This window comes from Propionimicrobium sp. BV2F7 (assembly GCF_000510445.1).
Taxonomy (GTDB): Bacteria; Actinomycetota; Actinomycetes; order Propionibacteriales; family Propionibacteriaceae; genus Propionimicrobium; species Propionimicrobium lymphophilum.
On the sequence record NZ_AZIS01000004.1, the window covers coordinates 394,121 to 413,200 of the forward strand.

Below are 19,080 nucleotides of genomic sequence, written 5' to 3' on the forward strand. Positions count from 1 at the left end.
ACATTTTTATTTACCCGCGCTTTGCGGAGGGCATTTAGGAACTTATTTATTCATAAGCCTTGACGCTCTTGGTCAACACCTCTCGCATTTGACTGGCTGCCTCCAGCTCGGTGGCTTCATCGGCCAACAGCTTGGCGATCTGTTCGCCGGGCCAATCCGTCAAGCCTGCGGTGATGGGGGATATGCCGCTGGACATCTGTTGGACACTCAGCCGGGCGTACTCACCGAGCAGCCCCTCTTCGTCCTGCACGTCCTGCGGGATTAGCTCCGGATGGACGGGCAGCCCGCCGGTTGCCTGGACGCGCGCCGAATCCGCGTCCACGCTGGTAAGCGCCTCGATCACTTTAGAGGCGACACCGTCTGAAGTCAGCGCGGCGAGATAGCTGAACTGCGGCAAGCCACCACAGACCTCTTGACAGGGATTATCCACACGGACGGAATTGCTTGGCGCGGGCGTCCTGGCTGGCACTATCACCACCGGCACTTTGCCCTGCTCGAAAAGCTGCAGAGCGGTCGCGGTTGCCGGCTCGAAAGGCTTCGGAGTCGCGCTGGGCGAGGCGCTAGGAGAGGGGGTGGGAGTCGAATCGGGGTCCGGCGCCACGTATTTGGGGAAGACATCGGCGTTCAGCACGCCAGATTCCACCCAGCCCTTCAGATTTTTCAGGCTCTTGACGGCGGTGTTGCCGTCGAAAGACACGTGCAGCGGGTTCTTTCCCATCAGAGAATTGTCGTAGCTGCCGAAGAAGGCTGCCAGCGTCTGCGGATCGTTGCTTATCGCAAAAGCGTTGGACATGCCGTTTGCGTCCTTCACGCGCTCGGCGTCGGCTATCAGGTGCTCCCAGGTGCGCCACGGATGCCCGGAAGGTGGCACATCGACGCCGGCCCTGGCGAAGGCTTCGCTATTCACGTACGTAGCCGTCATGGCCGCGTCGTAGGGGGCGGCGATCAGCGAGCCGTCGTCGGTTGCCGCCGCCTTAGCCTCGTCGACGAAGTCCCACTCCATGCTCAACTCTTTGGTCTCGACCTCTCGGGGACGCAGCGTGCGAACGATATCGGGCGTGTCCCCGGCCTCGACGCGCTCAGCCAGAACGTCCTCCACCTCGTCGGCGGCCACTTTCTCAACCTCGACGTCAAGCCCCAGCCCGGCTATCTGGTCGTTAAGCACTCTTTCTTCCTGCTGCGTTCCCCACCACAGCATCTTCACCTTCACCGGCGTCGACGACGGCGTGGATGGGGCCGGCTGCGATGGCTGCGACTGGCACGCAGATAGCGCCAGGCAAGAAGCGAGCATCACAGCGCAGGACAACCGAGAAATTCTCATGGGTGCAAGTTTAAGGCCTTAAGCTTGGCTCATGGCATTTAGCGATCTGTTCAAGCCGGCCGCGCCCGAGCCCGGGCCAGACGAACTCAGCCTGTTGGACGCACTGCAGGCGCGTCTTGAGGGCGGCGTCTTCATCGACGTGCGCTCGGAGGTTGACTACGAGCGGGGCCACATTCCCGGAGCCAAGTTCGTCGAGTTGAGCGCGCTGCGCGAATCTCCCGTCGACGCCATCTGGGCCAACGACCCGTTCGCGGAGACCGACAAAACCATCGTCGTGGTCAGCGCCACACCCAAGCACGCGTCGGCGATCGCGCATATGCTTCGCGAACAGGGCTTCGACGCAAAGTCGCTGGCTGGTGGCCTGCTGGCCTGGGTCGCCGACGGCCAGCCGCTGGTGCCTGGCAAGCCGAAGTAACCCACGTTCGACTTTCGAAGTTTTCAGCAGGTACTATTAGCTTTCGCAAGCAATATCCCTCCTGCCACGGGAACGTCTCGTGGCCGTTTAGTCCGAAGGAGGTGGGGTCAAGCATGCGCAAGTACGAAATTATGGTCATTATCGATCCCGCGGTTGACGAACGTCAGGTTCCCGCGCTGATCGAGAAGTACACCAAGGTTGTTACCAGCGAGAACGGTGTCGTCGACAACGTTGACGTTTGGGGCAAGCGTCGTCTGGCCTACGAAATCAACAAGAAGGCCGAGGCTATCTACGCCGTTCTGCAGCTCACCTGCGAGCCGGCGACTGTTTCCGAGATCGATCGTCTGATGGCTATCGACGAGAAGATCATGCGCGCCAAGGTCATGCGCACCGACAGCAAGTAAAGCCTGCTGCTGCATAAGTTATCCACAATTTCAGATTCCAGATCCGAAATTGTCAGTGGCTGGTGGCAAGCTAGCTATTACTCAATGCAGCACAACTGGAAGGGCAGACAATGACTGGTGAACCAATCATCACTCTCATCGGCAATCTGACGGCGGACCCGGTGATCCGCTTCACCCAGCGCGGAGACGCTGTGGCGAACTTCACCGTGGCATCCACTCCGCGCACGTTCGATCGCACCACGAACCAGTGGCGCGACGGCGAGGCTCTGTTCATGAACTGTGTTGCATGGCGGAACCTGGCGCAGAATATCTCCGACAGCCTAACAAAGGGCTCGAGGGTAATCGTCAGCGGCAGGATGAAGAGCAACTCGTATCAAGATCGCGAGGGCAACAACCGTCGCTCCATTGAGATCGACGTTGAAGAGATCGGTCCTTCGCTGCGCTACGCCACCGCAACCGTCAACCGCACTTCGGGGCGTTCGTCCGGCGGCTACAACGACGGCTTCAACGCTGGCGGCGGTAACTGGGATCAGTCCCAGTCTGGCGAGCAGTTCTCTCAGCCCTCCGACGGCGGCAACTCCTGGCAGCCTAGCCAGGACGAGAGCTTCAACCGCACCAACCCAGATCCCTGGGCCGACGCACAGAGCTCAGAGCCTCCGTTCTGATCCATAAATTTCAGTAATTACCCGAGACCATTCCGGCATCACGCCGGGCCCATTTAAGGAGCACCACAATGGCAAATCGTCGCAAGATTGTGAGCAAAAAGAAGGTCGTGCCCGTCAAGACGACGCGCATCGGCGAAGTTGACTACAAAGACACCGCGCTGCTGCGCAGGTTCATCTCTGAGCGTGGCAAGATTCGCGCCCGTCGCGTAACTGGCCTGTCCGTTCAGGATCAGCGCAAGGTGGCCATCGCCATCAAGAACGCGCGTGAGCTCGCACTGCTGCCGTACACGTCCAACAACCGATAAGAGGGGAATAAAATGAAGCTAATTTTGACCGCCTCCGTCGAAAACCTGGGCATCGCCGGCGACGTCGTTGACGTTCGTGACGGCTACGGCCGCAACTACCTGGTTCCGCAGGGCCTCGCTATTGCGTACAACCGCGGCACCGCAAAGCAGATCGAGGGCATCAAGCGCGCCCGCGCCGCGAAGACCATTCGCGACAACGAGCACGCTCTGGCCATTCGCACTCAGCTCGAGGACCTGGACGTCACCGTCCCGGCTCGCGCTGACGAGTCTGGCAGCCTGTACGGCGCTGTGACCACCAAGAACCTGGCTCAGGCCATCAAGAAGGCCGGCGGCCCGGATCTGGATCGTCGCATCATCTCCACCGCCAAGCCGGTTAAGCAGGTTGGCAAGCACACCATCGAGATCGAACTGACCGACGCTGTTATTGCCCACGTAACCGTAGAGGTCGTGGCTGCGTAAATTTATCTGAGCCCAGCAAAGCGCGGTATGTTCTAGCCATGAGCTACGAACGGTTAAGTACCGGTTTTGCTGGGCTCGATCACGTCTTGGGACGTTTCCTGCCAGGCGATAACGTCGTCTGGCAGTACTCGGATTTTTCCGAATACTTAGCCCTGGTAAGGGCATTCGCCGGTGCCGCTCTCGACGATGGCGTCGAGGTCAGTTACGTGCGGTTCGGTTCCAACCCTGTTCTGCTGGATTCCGAGGTCCGGGTTTTTGAGCTGGAAGCTAACAATTTCGAGTCGTTTACATCCCAGATAAATCGTTTGCTGCTGGGCAATGGCACCGGCGGAGCATACGTCTTCGATCCGCTGAGCGAACTTAAATCGAGCTGGCTTTCCGATCTTTCCATCGCGAACTTCTTCCACGTGACCTCCCAGCGGCTTTTTGAGCTGAACGCGGTCAGCGCGTTCGGTCTGGAAAAGAGCGCCCACACAAACCCTGCTCTGAACAAGATTTTGGACAGCGCTCAGGTGGTTTGCGACGTCTTCGGCTTCGGCGACGAGTGCCGAATCAACCCGCTGAAGCTCTGGCTACGGAAGACTCCTGGGCCGGTAAATCTAGCGGGCGAGGCCGTCGAGACCCCTACGGTCGTCGACCCAGCTGGCTTGGACGGCTGGAATTCGCTGATTGAGGAATCCAAACGATTGCTTGCCGCCGGAGAAACCGGGGAGGCGAACCGCGACTTGCTAATCGAAACGACGATGGGTTCCGAGGGCGACCTCGTCGAGCTGGCGAAACGCAACATGACGCTGGGCGACGCCGTCAAAATAGCGGAACGCGAGATCGGCTCTGGGCCGATCGGCGGAAAGTCCGTCGGCGTGCTAGTGGCACGCTCGATTCTGGAGCACACGGGGCGCTTCGAGGGCAAAATGGAGGCCCACGATTCTTATTTTCTCGGCTCGGACCTGTTCTTCGAGTACATAATCGCCAACGATCTGTGGCAGCTGTGGAGCGAGCAGAAGACTCCCACCAGCTATTTTCCAGTTGGAGCCCAGTTGAACGCAGCCCTAAAAAACGGCACGTTTCCGCCTAGTGTGCGGGCAAAATTCTCGCAGATGCTGGAATATTTCGATGGGGCACCGATCATCGTTCGCTCCAGTTCACTGCTCGAGGACAACTTCGGAAACGCGTTCGCGGGCAAATACGAGTCCGTATTCTGCACCAATCAGGGCAGCCGAGAAAGCCAGCTGAAGGAACTTGAGGACGCCATCCGAACCGTCTATGCGTCGGTCATGGGCGATGAGGCGCTCGTCTACCGTTTAAACAGGGGCCTGGATCAGTCGCCAGAACAGATGTCGATCCTCGTCCAGCGCGTCTCGGGGGCTCGCCACGGCGACCTCTTCTTTCCGCACGCGGCGGGTGTCGGAAACTCGTCGAACATCTACGTGTGGGACGCCACGCTAGACCCGCAGGCCGGGTTGATGCGGCTGGTGTTCGGGCTCGGCACTAGGGCGGTGGACCGCACTCTCAGCGACTACCCGAAGCTGGTGGCGCTCGACAAACCCGAACTGCCCGTCGACGTCCGAGACCCGAGCAGCCACAGCCAGCGATACGTGGACGTGCTCGACCTGCAGAACTCTAAACTTTCGACGATCGCGCTCAACACGTTGATCGATACCCCGATCGACGCCGATTGGAGGCTGTTCGCGTCCGTCGACCACCCAACCGTCATGCGGCTTCGCCACGCCGGACGCAAGCTGAATCAGACCCCGAAGGTGCTGGATTTCAAGGGCCTGTTGGAGGGCACGGACTTCGCCGAAACCATCTGCGAGATGCTTGCCACCCTGGCGAATGCGTACGACTACCCGGTCGACACCGAATTCACGGTGAACATCGACGCCGAAGGAGTCCCGTTAATCAACCTGGTTCAGTGCCGTCCTTTACAGACAAAAGGCCTGGGCAGCCGCGTCCAGATGCCGAAGGACCCGAAAGATGTGCTGATCAAGCAGCGCGGCAACTTCATGGGCGGCAATGTGCGGATGCCCATCGAATACGCGGTTATCGTGCGTCCGGAAGCCTATCTGCAGCTTTCCACCCAGCAGCGCTACTCGGTTGCCCGCGGAATCGGGCGGTTGAACCGCGCGCTTTCGGACACGTCGTTCATGATCGCCGGGCCTGGGCGCTGGGGGACGACAACTCCCTCGCTGGGCGTGCCGAGCCACTTCACGGAGCTGAACAACGCCGGGGTGCTTGCCGAATTCACTTACCCGAAGGGCAATTTCCGCCCGGAGCTGAGCCAAGGCAGCCACTTCTTCCAGGAGATCGTCGAGCAGGGAATGTTCTACCTGGCCCTGTTCACCGAATCTAGGGACGTCGTCTTCGACATCGAAAAGATAACTGACCTGCCAAATCATTTGGTGGACGTCGAACCGGGCCTAGCTAGCCTGGCCGACGTCCTCCACGTGGCGAAGCTGGATGGCCAGGTGCTCTACAGCGACATCGCCACCCAGCAGGTCATCTGCTGCAGTTAATTTAGTGGGATGCCCTTGGCGTCGTAGGCGTAGGAGCCCGAGCCGCACAGGTAGAGGATGCCCTCAATGAATGCCCAAAGGCCGATGGCCATCTGAATGAGCGGGCCGATGAAAATTATGTAGAGGATAAAGCTGCCGAGAAAACCAATCAGCTGGATCAGAGCAATATTGGTGCGCCCGGTATAAAAATTGTGGATGCCCAGCGAGCCGAAGAAAATTCCGAGAAGGCCGGCAGCAACCTTCGACTTTTGTTGGGCCGGAGGGTACTGCTGAGCCGGCGAGACGGCGTAGTTGGGCTGGAAATTGCCGTAGCTCGGCTGCTGGTTATAGGCGGGCGGCTGCTGATAGCCGGGCTGACTTTGCGCAGGCTGATTCACCGCCGTCTGGTATCCAGGCTGGCGGTAAGCATCCGTAGGCGCAGGGTTGGAGAAATTCTGCTGAGAGGCTCCCGACTGCTGAAAATCTGGTTGGCTGGGCTGCTCGTTGCGCAGGTTTAGGTCTAGGTCGTCATCTTGCGGGTTCGGCTGGTAGCTGTCGTACAGATAATTCTCGTTGTTTTGGGCCCGGTTGTTGTCCTGGCCGTAAGGAAAATTGTCCTGGCTCATCGATTCTCCAGTTAGTTAGAAAGGGCTAGAATCTGAGCCGGTTTGCCGGCCCAAAATCATGTTACCAACTAAATTTTCTGCGGCGCGAACAGTCTTCCAACTCTGCTACTGCAAGTCCAGGCCCAGATCTAGTACCTTGGAGGAATGGGTCAGGGCACCGATGGAGATGTAGTCCACCCCGCTGGCGGCAACCGCCTTCGCTACATCGAAATGCAAACCGCCGCTGGCTTCGGTCTTCACGTTGGCAGCACGGCAAATCTCGACAGCCTCGCGCATCCGCTCGGGGGTAAAATTGTCCAGCAGAATCAGATCTGCGCCGGCATCGATGGCCTCGCGCATCTGCTCGAGCGTGTCCACCTCGACCTCAATGGGCACATCAGGAGCCTTGGCCCGCACGGCATCGAACGCCTCCTTCACGCCGCCGGCCGCCGCAACATGGTTGTCCTTGATGAGCGCGACGTCGCCTAGAGCCATGCGGTGATTAACGCCTCCGCCATCTACGACCGCCTTCTTCTGCAGCAGGCGCAGGCCCGGCACGGTCTTTCGGGTATCGCGGATCTTGGCGCCGGTGTCAGCGACGGCGTCCACCCAGCGCGCGGTTGCCGTGGCGACGCCGGAAAGCTGGCCCAAAAAGTTGAGCATCGTGCGTTCGGCGGTCAGGATCGCCTGAATCGGGCCGCTGACCTTCAGCACGATGTCGCCCTCTTTAACGCGGGCACCGTCGTCCAAAACCTTCTCCACCTCGATGGGCGTCCCCAGCCGCTCGGAGACCTTTTTGGCCGCCAGCAGTGCGGGAGTAACGCCTGAGATCACGCCCGGTTCGCGGGCCACCACCAACGCGACGCCGGTTGCGTCGGCTGGCACGGTGGTTTGAGTCGTGACGTCGGGGCCGAGCCGTAAATCCTCGTCCAGAGCGGCGTCGACAGCCCGCTCAACGTCGCTTGCAAAATAGTCGCTCATTTGAGGCCTCCGGTGATCGGTTGTTTGATGATTTCCATGCCATGCACTCCGCGCACGACGGCCTGCCGATAGCGGAACTCGTCCCGCCTGTCGGGGAAGTCGCTGCGCCTGTGGCAGCCCCTCGATTCCTCCCGACCTAAACCAGCGAAGCCGATTATTTCGGCGGCGGTAGCCAGATTCGTCGCGGTCAGCGCGCGATCGCTGTAGCAACCGGCGCCCAGCCTGCCGAGCTCTTCGCTCAGGCGCAGCAGACCCTCTTCGTCGCGGGTGACGAATGCATGGCTCTGCATATTCGACTTTATCTTTTCGATCGATTCCGCCGAGACGAAATCTTCTGGCTGGCGAGCAACCGGCGTGCCAGGAGAGGGGAAAGCCCCAGACGCTAGAGCCGCGCCCAGCCGATCGCCGGCCACGAGAGCTTCCGTCAACGAATTAGAAGCCAACCTGTTGGCACCCTGCACTCCGGTTGATGCCACTTCGCCAACCGCGTAGAGTCCGTCGACGCTGGTGCGCCCGTCCAGATCCGCCTCGACACCCCCGCAGGAATAGTGCGCTGCGGGATGAATCGGGATGGGGGAGGAGATCGGATCGACGCCTCGGCTGTTACAAAGCTGCAAGATGAGCGGGAAAGTAGTTCGCCAATCGTCGCCGAATTCGGTGGCATCTAGGTAGACGCAGGCCTCGCCGCTGCGTTCCAGCTCGGCCATGATCTCCGCAGATACGACGTCCCGGGGCGCCAGCTCAGCCAGCGGATGCTTACCAACCATGAACCGCTCACCGGCAGAATTGATCAGCTTTGCGCCATGCCCACGCACGGCCTCGGAGATCAGCATTCCGCGCTTTGTGGCCTGCGAATCAAACAGAACGGTGGGGTGAAACTGGGTGAACTCCAAGTCGCGAACGCGGGCGCCGGCACGGAAAGCGGCCGCGATTCCGTCTGCCGTGGCCACCTGCGGGTTGCTCGTCACCGGCCAAAGCTGACCGATGCCCCCGCTTGCCAACACGACGACGCTGGCCAGGACGTCCGTTACGCCGTCGTCGTTTATTACTCGCACTCCACAGGCGACGCCCGAATCGTTGGTCAAAATATCAGCGACCCTGGTGTTTTCCCACACCTGGGCGCGCGAATCCTTCAGCACACCGGCGAGAGTGGCGGCTAGGGTTCGCTCGACCTCCGCGCCGGACGCGTCACCGTAGGCGTGCACTATTCGGTTGGCGCTGTGGCCACCCTCCAGGTGCAGATCGAAGCTGCCGTCGGGTTCACGGTCGAAGATCGCGCCCATCTCGACGAGCCTGTTGATGGCGCTAGGGGCAGCCGTCACCAACTCGCGAACCGCCACAGGGTCGCACAGCCCGGCTCCGGCCTCCAGCGTGTCGGCGATGTGCGATTCAAAGTCGTCGTTCCGGTCGAAAACCGCAGCCAGACCACCCTGAGCCCAATCCGTCGACGAGTCCCGCAGCGAGCCGCGGGTAACCGCTATTGTCTCCACACCCGCCCGGGCCAGGTGCAGCAGGACCGAAAGGCCAGCGGCACCGGTGCCAACTACGACGACGTCACAGTGTTTAGTTGCGTTGGCAGTTAGCTTGAGCATCACTCCGCGCTTCCGGGGTTTCCAATCTGAATCATGCGCTCCACGGCGGCCCGCGCTTTGACGGCGACGTCCTCCGGGACGTCCACCTCAAAGACTCTCGTTTCGCTGGGTTCACCCAAACAGGCGAGCAGCTTTTCGGGAGTGATCATCTTCATGAACGGGCAGACCGCGCCGGCGTTCACCGGCTGGAAGTCGGTGTTCTTGTTGACCGCACGCAGCTGATGCAACATGCCGACCTCGGTGGCGACGAGCACCTTCTTTGCGGTCTCGTTGCGGGCCGCGGTGAGCATTCCGCCGGTGGAAAGAACCTTCGTGTCTTCCTCCGGCAGATCGCCCTTACCGGCAAGCCAAAGCGCGCTGGTTGTGCAACCACACTCGGGGTGAATGTAGAGCTTCGCGCCGTCGTTGGAGTGGACGGCGTCGATGAGGCTGTTGGGGGAGATGTCCGCGTGCACGTGGCACTCGCCCATCCAGATGTGGATGTTGTCGCGGCCGGTGCGACGACGAACGTGCGCGCCCAGGAACTGGTCGGGGCAGAAGAGGATCTCCTTGTCCTCGGGAATCGAGCGGACCACCTCGAGAGCGTTGGAGCTGGTGCAGCAGATGTCGGTCTCTGCCTTAACCTCGGCGGTGGTGTTGACGTAAGAAACCACAACCGCGCCCGGATGCTCTGCCTTCCAGGCGCGAAGCTGGTCTGCGGTGATGCAGTCGGCAAGCGAACAGCCGGCCTGCTGTTCCGGAATCAACACGCGCTTCTGAGGGCTGAGCAGCTTCGCCGTCTCGGCCATAAAGTGGACGCCAGCAAAGACGATCGTCGACGCATCCGAGCTGGCAGCTATGCGGGACAGCGCCAGGGAATCGCCGACGTGGTCGGCCACATCCTGAATCTCCGGCGCCTGATAGTTGTGCGCAAGAATAACGGCATCGCGCTCACGGGCTAGTCGTCGCACTTCGTCCTGCCAAGAGGTGGCGAGACGGTTTTCGCTCAGTGTCTGCGTCATAATCGAAACTCCAATCCTTGGGTTTTCGCCTTATAGGCTAAAACCGGATTTTAGGTTATCATCCTTGTTGTGACGAGACAACCTGCCAGAGACAACAGCGGAGTTGCCCTGTATCGCCACGAGGCGATCGCGGCTGTTCTGCAAGTGCGCGAAAGCCTCAGTGTGCTGGTTTCGGAACGCCCACGCGAACCATTTTCCGGCCACCCCGCGCTGCCGAGCGGGCCGGTGGAGATTGACGAACAGATCGGCGATTCCGTGCTGCGCCACTTGAACCGGCGCACAAACCTGAAGAGCGTGGCATACCTGGAGCAGCTAGACACCAGATCCGACCCATTCCGCGACCCGGCCCAGCGCACAATCGGCACCAGCTACCTCGGCCTGATTCCGGCCGAGCAAGAAATCGACCTTCCCGACAATGCCTACTGGCTGCCAGTTTCGAAGCTGAAAGACATGGCCTTCGACCACGCGGAAATCGTCAACTACGCCGTGGAACGGCTGCGCGGAAAACTCAGCTACACCAACATCGCCTTCGCGCTGGCACCCGACGAATTCACCATCGCCGGGCTGCGGGCAATCTACACCGCAGCGCTAGGCCACGACGTCGCCCCGACGAACCTACAGAGAGTCTTGACCCGTCGCAGCCAGCTAGAAAAGCTGCCAAAAAAGACGACGGCCGGCTCCAAGGGTGGACGCCCCGCGCAGCTGTACCGCTTCGCGGTACACGAACTCGTGGTGACAGACCCGTTCGCTGTGCTTCGGCCGGAGAGTTGAGCTACACAAAACCATCAGCTTCTAGAATCCGAAACCTGGTATGGAAGGCTAACGATGATTGGCTCGTTTCGTTTCCGATCTTCCAGGCAAGGCTGTTGGCAGGGTTAGGTTTTAGAGCATTGAAGGCGTGGCGGGAGCGAAGCTCGACATTGCGCAAGCAATGAGAGCGAAACGAAGACACGGCGAAAGAGCTCGAAAAACCTAACCATGGCAGCAGCCGAACTTGAGCAGCCAAATAAAGCACAAAACGGCCTGCCCAGTAAATCAAACTGAACAAAACAAAGGTGGTTAGTCTTCGAAAAGACTAACCACCTTGATTACGCGCGGTTACTGCTTTTTCGCCTTCTGGGCGCGCCGCTGAATTGCGGCCCACTCGTCGCGCAGGCCGACCGTGCGGTGGAAGGTCATCTCGGCCAACTTGTCCTTGGCGAAATAGCCGAGGCGCTCAAACTGCACGACCTCGCCGCCGGGGACGTCGCTCAGAGATGCCTCGACCTTGCAGCCGGTCAGTGTCTCGCGGGAGTTCGGGTTCAGATCATCCAGCGGCTCGCCAGTTTCGGCTCCGGGAAGATCGGCGGTGAACAGCTTGTCGTAGAGGTTCACGGTGGCATCCACGGCGTGCGGGGCAGACACCCAGTGCATCGTGGACTTCACGCGGCGGCCGTCGGGTGCATCGCCGCCCTTTGTCTCGGGGTCATAGGTGGCAATAACCTCGACGACGTTACCGTCGGCGTCCTTAACCACGTCGGTGGCGGTCACGAAGTATGCGCCACGCAGACGCACCTCGCGGCCCGGCGAAAGCCTAAAGAACTTGGGCGGGGGAACCTCGGCGAAGTCGTCATTCTCGATATACAGATCACCGGTAAAAGCAACCTTGCGCTTGCCGTCGTCGGGGTTCTCCGGGTTATTAACCACCTCGAAATACTCGACCACAGGGTTGCCGGCCTCGTCCTTGGGCCAGTTGGTGAGCGTCAGCTTCAACGGGTGCAGAACACCCATGCGCCGCTGCGCCGTCCTGTTCAGTTCGCGACGCACGTAGCTCTCCAACTCCTCAATGGACTGCCTGGAATTGGTGCGGGAAACGCCGATGTCGCGGCAGAAATTCTTGATCGCCGCCGGCGGGTAGCCGCGCCTGCGCAGACCCGAAAGAGTAGGCATGCGGGGGTCGTCCCAGCCATCAACGATGCCATCCTCGATCAGCTTGCGCAGCCTGCGCTTACTGGTGACGGTGTGCGTCAACTCCAAGCGGGCGAACTCCGTCTGGCGGGGCTGCTCCGCGGGCAGCGGCAGGTGGGACAGGAACCAGTCGTAAAGCGGGCGGTGTGAAACGAATTCGAGCGTGCAAAGCGAATGGGTGACGTGCTCGAGCGCGTCCGACTGGCCGTGCGCCCAGTCGTAGTTGGGGTAGATGCACCACTTGGTGCCGGTGCGGTGGTGTGGCACGTGACGGATGCGGTACATGACCGGGTCGCGCAGGCTCATCTCGTCCGCAGACATGTCTATTTTTGCGCGCAGCACTCGCTCGCCGTCAGCGAATTCGCCATCACGCATCCGCTTAAACAGGTCAAGATTTTCCTCCACCGAACGGTCCCGGTAGGGGGAATTCACTCCCGGCTTACCGAAGCGGCCGCGCTGGGCGGAGATGGTTTCGCCGTCCTGATCGTCAACGTATGCCAGGCCTTTCTTGATGAGCAGCACCGCCCATTCGTACAAGTCCTCGAAGTAGTCGGAGGCGTAAATCACCTCGTCGGGTTCGTAGCCGAGCCACTCGATGTCCTCGATGATGGAGTCGACGTATTCCACGTCCTCCGTGTCCGGGTTAGTGTCGTCGAAACGCAGCTTGCAGATGCCGCCGAACTGCTCGGCGATGCCGAAGTCAACCGTCACGGCCTTCGCGTGACCGATGTGCAGGTAGCCGTTAGGCTCGGGTGGGAAGCGCGTCTGCACCCTGCCGCCGTAGGTGCCCGCCTCGATGTCAGCAGCAACCATGTCGGCGATGAAGTCGCCTGCGCCATTACTAGATTTCGACTCGCTCATGCAGGCAAAACTATCAGCGTTACCCACAACTTACCCAATACGCTCGCCGCGTTAACCCAAAGCCGCTAGCCCCGGAGCCGTTGGCTAAAACTTGCCGTCGGTGTCCGTGGCCAGGCCCTCGTCGACGAGCACCTTAACGATATGGTCGATGCTGGCCTGTCGGGGTTGGCGCCCGTCGGGCAGGGTTGTTTTGGCCGAGTAGTAGCCGAACTCGCCGGTGTGGGTGAGCGCGCCCAGGTCGACGAGCTGAATCCGGCCGTCCCTGATAGCACGATTCCACGACGTGTTCTTAAAAATCCGCCAGCGCCGCGGAAACAACAGCAGCCCTGCCTTGGTGACGTTATCCTTGTGCCCACGCAGGTGCCAGATTTTCACTGCACGATCGATTCCGGGGTCGGAGCTTGTGATGCCGGCCATCGAAATCACCCGAACCGGCACGCCGAGCGCGGACAGATACCAGGTGGCGCCGAGAGCTATTTGCGCACCACCGCTCCAACCGAGCAAAGTGACCGGCTTCTTCTCCTCGGGCTTGTAGCCATGACGAAGCAGCGCCGCCGAGATCTGTTCGGCGACCGCCAGGTTGAACACCGGTCCATATCTACGGTCGGAACTGACGAGCATCTGGAAGGCGTTACGCACGTTGATCATGACCGCCAAAAAGCGCCCCGGTTTTTTCTCGAATTTCCAGATTCTCAGCTTCTGCCAAAGCCCCGAGAAGCGTCTGCCGGTGGTCAACGCCTGGTTTTCCACAGAATATGGGTAGATATCCCAAATAACGGTGGTCTTTCCGAGGCGCTTGGCTAACTCATCGACGACTGGAACCTCAAAAACGGGCAGCTGGTCGGGCCCGCTAGTGCCGATGCCGGAAAGGTAAACCAGATAGTGCTCGTCGCCATCCTCCGCAACCACCGGTTTCGGCCGGGCAACATTATCCGCCACCTCGGCCGGTAGCTCTATTTCTTGCTCGAGCGGGGCCTGCTTTGCCTGCTCGAGTCTAGGCCAGTCGATAATTGGGGCGGCCGGCGAAGAATCCATATGAGCATAGTTGCGCTGCCACCAAGACAGGGCCTCGCCGGGGGCGAATAGGCCGGCGATCACCAGGCCCAAAACCATGACCAAAATAATCTGCAAAACGATCATCAGACTCGCCTATCCTCTGCAGCCCTCATCAGATCGTCGGACGTGACGCCTTCGCTCCCGCTGACCCACCTGAAAACGCGGGTGGCGAGCCTTATCGGGGCCAACTCGAAACACCAGTCGATGAGCTGCGCGCCGAGCCAAGCGCCCAGCGTCAGAAGCAACGCGTTTGGCCTGGTCAAACCCAGGCTGACTATGGCAAACGACCACATCGCCAGCAGCACCCAGACGTTCAAAATTCGCGCGATACCCGGGCCCGTGTAGGGCAGCACGACTAAGAAACCGAACCAGAACGGACCGTACGACGCGAGCACCAGGGGCAGCACCTGACTCAGCGACAGATCGACACCCAAAAACAGGTTTCCGAGCAAGATGAACAGCGCCGACTGGATGGCGCCTTTCAGGAGCATCCCTGCGGCCGACGTCAACAACGTCATGGCCATGCGAAGCCCACGCACCCTATTAATAGCCAGCACCGCCCACTGCCCGAGCATGGTGGAGACGCCCGCAACCAATCCGATGCCAACCGACACCGCCCAGCCGCGCACATTGCCGCCATCCCCGTTCAGGCTCAGGGATGCGCCAAGCGTGGCAAAAAGCGCGCCCAGGTAATCGTTCATATCTTCATCTTCGCACGTCCCCGACAAGCCCACGATGCCGCCCATTGCGACAGGAACCCCTCAAACACTCGTGTGGGAAATAACCATTTATCCACAGTTATCCACAGGGTTACCAACATCGCTGTAATTACATGCATGTAATTATCCCCATTCTGGGGATAATCCTGTGGATAACTCTGTGTGTTTACGCGTGACTGTCGATTTATGCCGGTTTTTGTATCCGGCTGATCCTGGTGACGTGGTGGTTGACCTGGGAACATCTCGACGGTTGTGGGAGTTCGGGTCTTTGAAGGAACGTAAAGGCGTGGCGGGAGCGAAGTGATTCATCGCTTGCGATGAGAACGCAGCGGAGACACGTGCCCAGTGACGAAAAGACCCGAACTCCCACAACCTCAGCCTGAAAAGTGGCCACCAGGCCCAAGTGCAAAAAACGAGGAGGAAAAAGTTCGACGTCGAACAATTTCTTCCACGCTAATCCCGTCGACGTGCAAACCAGCCACAAGAGGGAGCTGCCAGGTCAGAAACCGACCAGAAGCTAAAAGATCAACCAGCTCCAATGGAGTGCCGGAAAAATCAAAAAGGGGTGAAGATAGTCTTTAGCCATGAGCAATGATAAGTACGAACGTCCGGTGCCGAACATCGGAGACGCGACGAGCCATGTAGACCGCCAGCAGGATCCGGAAGCGTGGAGCATGGGTGAGGCAGTTACCGCCGCGCTGGATGAGGTTATTTCTGCAAGGCGAGATATCAGAAGGTATCGCGCCGACGAGGTGCCACAGGAACTGGTCGAACAGGTTTTGACTGCGGGGCATAGGGGCCCTTCGGTTGGACATTCGCAACCCTGGCGCTTCATTGTGGTCAGCGACCAAGACATCCGCGACCAGGCAGCAGTGATGGCAGACCGCGAGAGGCTACGTCAGGCGAAGCTGCTAACTCAGGACCGCGCGGCGAGACTGCTGGATCTTCAACTGGAGGGCATTCGCGAGGCCCCGCTTGGAATTGTGGTGGCATGCGATAGGCGAACCCCGTCATCGGGAGTGCTAGGAAGGAACACGTTCACCGACGCGGACATGTGGAGCTGCGCGGCCGCGATCGAGAACATGTGGCTTGCCGCCCGGGCGCGCGGGCTTGGCATGGGCTGGGTGACGCTGTTCGACCCGGCAGAGTTAGCCGAAATGCTCGGGCTACCCGAGGGCGTGGAGACGCTAGGTTGGATGTGCCTGGGCTGGCCGGACGAGCGCCCGCCGTCGCCCGGCTTGGAGCGCCGCGGCTGGTCGAAACGCCTGCCGCTGGAAGAAGTCGTGCTGAGAAACCGTTGGCCGCAGTCCGACGAGCCGTCCGCACCCGTTTCTGGGCTACGCGAGGATCTGGCCGAAAAGTACGCGAACATGCAGGTCAGCGCGCCCGGCAGGTTGGACGTGGTCGGCGCCCGCGACGAGGCCGATCAGCTGTTGACGCCTCCGGGATCATTGGGCAAGCTCGACCAGGCGCTCGACAGGCTGGGTGCCGCGATGGACAAGGTTTATTCCGGCACGCTGGTCATCGTTGGCGCAGATCACCCGATCACCTCGCACAGGATTTCAGCGTTCGATTCATCCGTCACATACGAGGTTATGCGTGCTTCGGCGGCCGGCTCTTCGCTGGGTGCAGCCACCGCAAAAACTATCGGCTTGACCTCGGTGACAGTAAACGCAGGCGTGAACGAGGGGCCTATCGAGGGCGCAATAGACCTGCGACTGCCCGGCCAGCGCGGCGACATCGTCACCACTGACGCAATGAGCCTCGAACAAACTAAATTGCTGGTAGAGCGCGGCATCGAGCTGGGCGAGAAGCTATCCGGCGATGGCCTGGTATGCCTGGGCGAAATCGGAATCGGAAACACCACCGTGGCCTCCGCGCTGGCGTGCGCGCTCGCCGGCCTGAGCCCCGAGGATGCCGTCGGCCTGGGTGCCAGCAGCGACTCCTCGATGGTTGAACGCAAAATCAAGGTTCTGATAGGCGCATTCGAGCGCCTTCAGGGACGCGACCTGCGCGACCCGATCGAGGCTCTCGCCGCCGTCGGTGGCCCGGAATTCGCCGTGCTGACGGGCGTCGTGTTGGGCGCAGCAAAGGCCGGCAGCGTCGTAGTTTTAGATGGCCTCGCGACGAGCGTCGCCGCGCTGGCTGCCGTCCAGATCAGCGCCGGAGTGCAAGGCTGGCTGATCGCGTCCCACGTCAGTCGCGAACACGCCCACCAGAAAGTTCTCGACGAGCTCGGCCTCGAACCACTCCTCGAGCTGCGGATGCGCGCTGGCGAAGGCGTCGGTGCCTGCTACGGAGCCCAAATGCTTCTGACGGGGATGCGCGTTCGTGAGGCCGCCGCCCGGTGGACGCCAACCTGCTAGCCCAGTTGGCTACCTTTGCGTGACCGCCAACCTGCTAGGTGGCTACCTTTACGTGGACGCCAACCTAGCTCTATCAGTTGGTAACCATCCTCGAGGTGGCTGGTCTGGTTGCTTCTGGTCGCCTGACGGCCTGGATGCTTAAGGTCGGCTGCTGGCCTGGCAGCTCAAGGTCGGCTGTTGGCCTGGGTTGGCTTGTCGAGCTCTTTCGCCCGTGTCTTCGCGACGAATACGTTGTATTCATCTGGCTCCCGCCACGCCTCCAATGCTCGCCAACCCAACCCAGCTCCACCAGCCTCGCTTATTAAGTGGTCGCGACATTATTGCGGCAGATTTGGCTCGTAGACGAGCCCTTTTTGAAACAATAATTCGGATAACCACCTAAAGGCATAAGGTTGTGGGAGTTCGGGTCTTTGAAGGAACATCAAGGCGTGGCGAGAGCAACGATATCCAAGCGCCAAAGCGCTTGGATGAGGAGCGGAGACACGTTGCCAGTGACGCAAAGACCCGAATCCCACAACCGCCGAAAAGCAACCAGCCAACCGCCAACCAAGAATGTCCAGACCAAGCACCAACCAAGAGCACCCAAGACAAGCCACCAGAGGCAGGCACCCAGGCCGCCGCGTCACGCGAATCGGTAGCTAGAGGACTCAAGGATGTGTAGTGACTCTATTTGTAGACCCGGGGGACTCTCTTGGCGATTAGGCAGAGAACCTCGTAGTTTATGGTGCCCATTGCGTCGGCGAGTTCGTCGGCGGTGATTTGTTCGTCGCCATCGCGGCCGAGGAGGGTCACCTCGTCGCCAACTTTGAGCGGAGAATTTTCACAATCTCCGAGATCGAGCATGGTTTGGTCCATACAGACCCGTCCGGCGATGGGATACGAAACCCCGCCCGAAAGCATCCGGCCACGGTTGCTGAGCAGCCTGGAATAGCCGTCGGCGTAACCGACGGGGACTGTGGCGATCCAGCGGTCGGTATCGGCACACCAAGTGCGTCCATAGCCGACAGTCTCGCCTGGACCAATTTTGCGGAGCGCGGAAACTTTCGTCTTCCAGGTCAGGACGGGTTTGATGTCAAGGTTCTTGCCGCTGGCCGGATCGGGATAGTAGCCGTAGATGATTATTCCGGGACGCACCATGTTAATGCCGCTCAGGTCGTGGCCGAGGACAGCACCGGAATTCGCCGCGTGCACGTATTTGATTGGCGGCAGACCTGCGTCCCGGCGATTCTGCTGGATTAGGGTCGCGGCGGAGTTGAACGCTTTGAGTTGGGCGACGGTGAATTCCCGCCCGTCTTCGACGTCGGATACGGGCAGGTGAGTGAACAGGCCTTCAATATTGAGGCCGGCCTGCTGCGCTTTCGTCGCGAGACCGAGGGCGCCGGACGGATCGACTCCGATTCGGTGCATACCTGTGTCGAGGGCAATGTGTACAGGGGCTCGGAACCCGACTTCGGCTGCCTGGCGTACGCCGTCTTCGTCGACGATAGTGATGGACACGTTGGCGTCGGACAATGCCGATAGCTCTTCGGGGAATGCCGGGGAAAGCCTAAGTATCGGCAGCGTGATGCCCGCCTCGCGCAGTTCCAGCGCCTCGGGCGTGTTCGCGACGGCTAAGTGATTAGCCAACCGGTTATCTTGCAGGTAACGCGAAACCTGGACGGCTCCGTGACCGTAACCGTTAGCTTTGACGGGCACAAGCAGCGCACGGTCACCTATTTTTGACCGCACGGCGGAGACATTAGCCCCCAGCTGCTGCAGGTCGATGATGGCGTGCGTGGCATAAAGCATGAAACCATAATGGCACTTGTGGGTGACAAAGGGCTTCAGAATTGCTCTCTGGGGCTAAATTCCACAGAGTTATCCACAAGCTGGTGACGTTTTTCCACGCTCA

The 19,080-nt window shown here is 60.2% G+C and carries 17 protein-coding genes; 8 read left to right on the forward strand and 9 right to left on the reverse strand.

Features of this window, described 5'->3' with window-relative positions; genetic code table 11:
* Positions 1-46: 46 nt before the first annotated feature.
* Entirely contained in the window at positions 47-1,321 is a 1,275-nt protein-coding gene (locus HMPREF1255_RS09435; RefSeq protein WP_081717344.1) for an extracellular solute-binding protein, read from the reverse strand.
* Positions 1,322-1,352: 31 nt separating this feature from the next.
* On the opposite strand from HMPREF1255_RS09435, the gene HMPREF1255_RS06135 reads away from it, so the two are divergent.
* The 6 genes from HMPREF1255_RS06135 (at position 1,353) to HMPREF1255_RS06160 (ending at position 6,082) form a co-directional block, all read left to right on the forward strand.
* A complete protein-coding gene (locus tag HMPREF1255_RS06135) occupies positions 1,353-1,736 on the forward strand; it encodes a rhodanese-like domain-containing protein (protein ID WP_016455003.1) in 384 nt (127 codons plus the stop codon).
* Between the two features lie 113 nt (positions 1,737-1,849).
* Positions 1,850-2,140, forward strand: coding sequence for a 30S ribosomal protein S6 (rpsF, locus tag HMPREF1255_RS06140; RefSeq protein ID WP_024111011.1), 291 nt, complete (start codon positions 1,850-1,852; stop codon positions 2,138-2,140).
* A gap of 110 nt (positions 2,141-2,250) precedes the next feature.
* Positions 2,251-2,805: a single-stranded DNA-binding protein gene (locus HMPREF1255_RS06145; RefSeq protein WP_016455001.1), complete on the forward strand. Its 555-nt coding sequence runs from the start codon at positions 2,251-2,253 to the stop codon at positions 2,803-2,805.
* A gap of 68 nt (positions 2,806-2,873) precedes the next feature.
* A complete protein-coding gene (gene rpsR, locus HMPREF1255_RS06150) occupies positions 2,874-3,110 on the forward strand; it encodes a 30S ribosomal protein S18 (protein WP_016455000.1) in 237 nt (78 codons plus the stop codon).
* 12 nt (positions 3,111-3,122) lie between these two features.
* Positions 3,123-3,569, forward strand: a complete 447-nt coding sequence (gene rplI, locus HMPREF1255_RS06155) for a 50S ribosomal protein L9 (RefSeq protein ID WP_016454999.1) — start codon at positions 3,123-3,125, stop codon at positions 3,567-3,569.
* 38 nt (positions 3,570-3,607) lie between these two features.
* Entirely contained in the window at positions 3,608-6,082 is a 2,475-nt protein-coding gene (locus HMPREF1255_RS06160; protein ID WP_024111279.1) for a PEP/pyruvate-binding domain-containing protein, read from the forward strand.
* Here HMPREF1255_RS06160 and HMPREF1255_RS06165 read toward each other — a convergent pair.
* From HMPREF1255_RS06165 to nadA, 4 genes are all read right to left on the reverse strand, one after another.
* Positions 6,079-6,687 carry a TM2 domain-containing protein gene (locus HMPREF1255_RS06165; protein ID WP_024111144.1) on the reverse strand — a complete coding sequence of 203 codons (609 nt, stop codon included), beginning with the start codon at positions 6,685-6,687 and terminating at the stop codon, positions 6,079-6,081. The genes HMPREF1255_RS06160 and HMPREF1255_RS06165 overlap by 4 nt on opposite strands.
* A 105-nt stretch (positions 6,688-6,792) precedes the next feature.
* The gene (nadC, locus tag HMPREF1255_RS06170) at positions 6,793-7,647 is read right to left on the reverse strand and encodes a carboxylating nicotinate-nucleotide diphosphorylase (RefSeq protein WP_024111149.1); all 855 of its coding nucleotides are present in this window, start codon (positions 7,645-7,647) and stop codon (positions 6,793-6,795) included.
* Positions 7,644-9,239, reverse strand: a complete 1,596-nt coding sequence (gene nadB / locus HMPREF1255_RS06175; RefSeq protein WP_036917268.1) for an L-aspartate oxidase — start codon at positions 9,237-9,239, stop codon at positions 7,644-7,646. The genes nadC and nadB overlap by 4 nt, the downstream gene beginning before the upstream one ends.
* A complete protein-coding gene (nadA, locus tag HMPREF1255_RS06180) occupies positions 9,239-10,240 on the reverse strand; it encodes a quinolinate synthase NadA (RefSeq protein WP_016454994.1) in 1,002 nt (333 codons plus the stop codon). The genes nadB and nadA overlap by 1 nt, the downstream gene beginning before the upstream one ends.
* Before the next feature lie 69 nt (positions 10,241-10,309).
* Between nadA and HMPREF1255_RS06185 the strand changes: the two genes are divergently transcribed.
* On the forward strand, positions 10,310-11,011 hold the full coding sequence (locus tag HMPREF1255_RS06185; protein ID WP_024111269.1) for an NUDIX domain-containing protein: 702 nt from the start codon (positions 10,310-10,312) through the stop codon (positions 11,009-11,011).
* A gap of 327 nt (positions 11,012-11,338) precedes the next feature.
* On the opposite strand, the gene HMPREF1255_RS06190 is transcribed toward HMPREF1255_RS06185, so the two are convergent.
* The 3 genes from HMPREF1255_RS06190 to HMPREF1255_RS06200 form a co-directional block, all read right to left on the reverse strand.
* A complete protein-coding gene (locus tag HMPREF1255_RS06190) occupies positions 11,339-13,048 on the reverse strand; it encodes a glutamine--tRNA ligase/YqeY domain fusion protein (RefSeq protein ID WP_036917270.1) in 1,710 nt (569 codons plus the stop codon).
* A gap of 84 nt (positions 13,049-13,132) precedes the next feature.
* Positions 13,133-14,188, reverse strand: coding sequence for a hypothetical protein (locus tag HMPREF1255_RS06195; protein ID WP_024111115.1), 1,056 nt, complete (start codon positions 14,186-14,188; stop codon positions 13,133-13,135).
* Entirely contained in the window at positions 14,188-14,805 is a 618-nt protein-coding gene (locus tag HMPREF1255_RS06200; RefSeq protein WP_155948500.1) for a hypothetical protein, read from the reverse strand. Before HMPREF1255_RS06200 ends, HMPREF1255_RS06195 begins: the two co-directional genes overlap by 1 nt.
* Positions 14,806-15,407: 602 nt before the next feature.
* Here HMPREF1255_RS06200 and bluB point away from each other — a divergent pair.
* Complete coding sequence (gene bluB, locus HMPREF1255_RS06205) at positions 15,408-17,189, forward strand: 5,6-dimethylbenzimidazole synthase (protein ID WP_024111196.1); 1,782 nt, start codon at positions 15,408-15,410, stop codon at positions 17,187-17,189.
* Between the two features lie 666 nt (positions 17,190-17,855).
* Here bluB and alr read toward each other — a convergent pair.
* Positions 17,856-18,977 carry an alanine racemase gene (gene alr, locus HMPREF1255_RS06210; protein WP_024111143.1) on the reverse strand — a complete coding sequence of 374 codons (1,122 nt, stop codon included), beginning with the start codon at positions 18,975-18,977 and terminating at the stop codon, positions 17,856-17,858.
* Between the last annotated feature and the right edge of the window lie 103 nt (positions 18,978-19,080).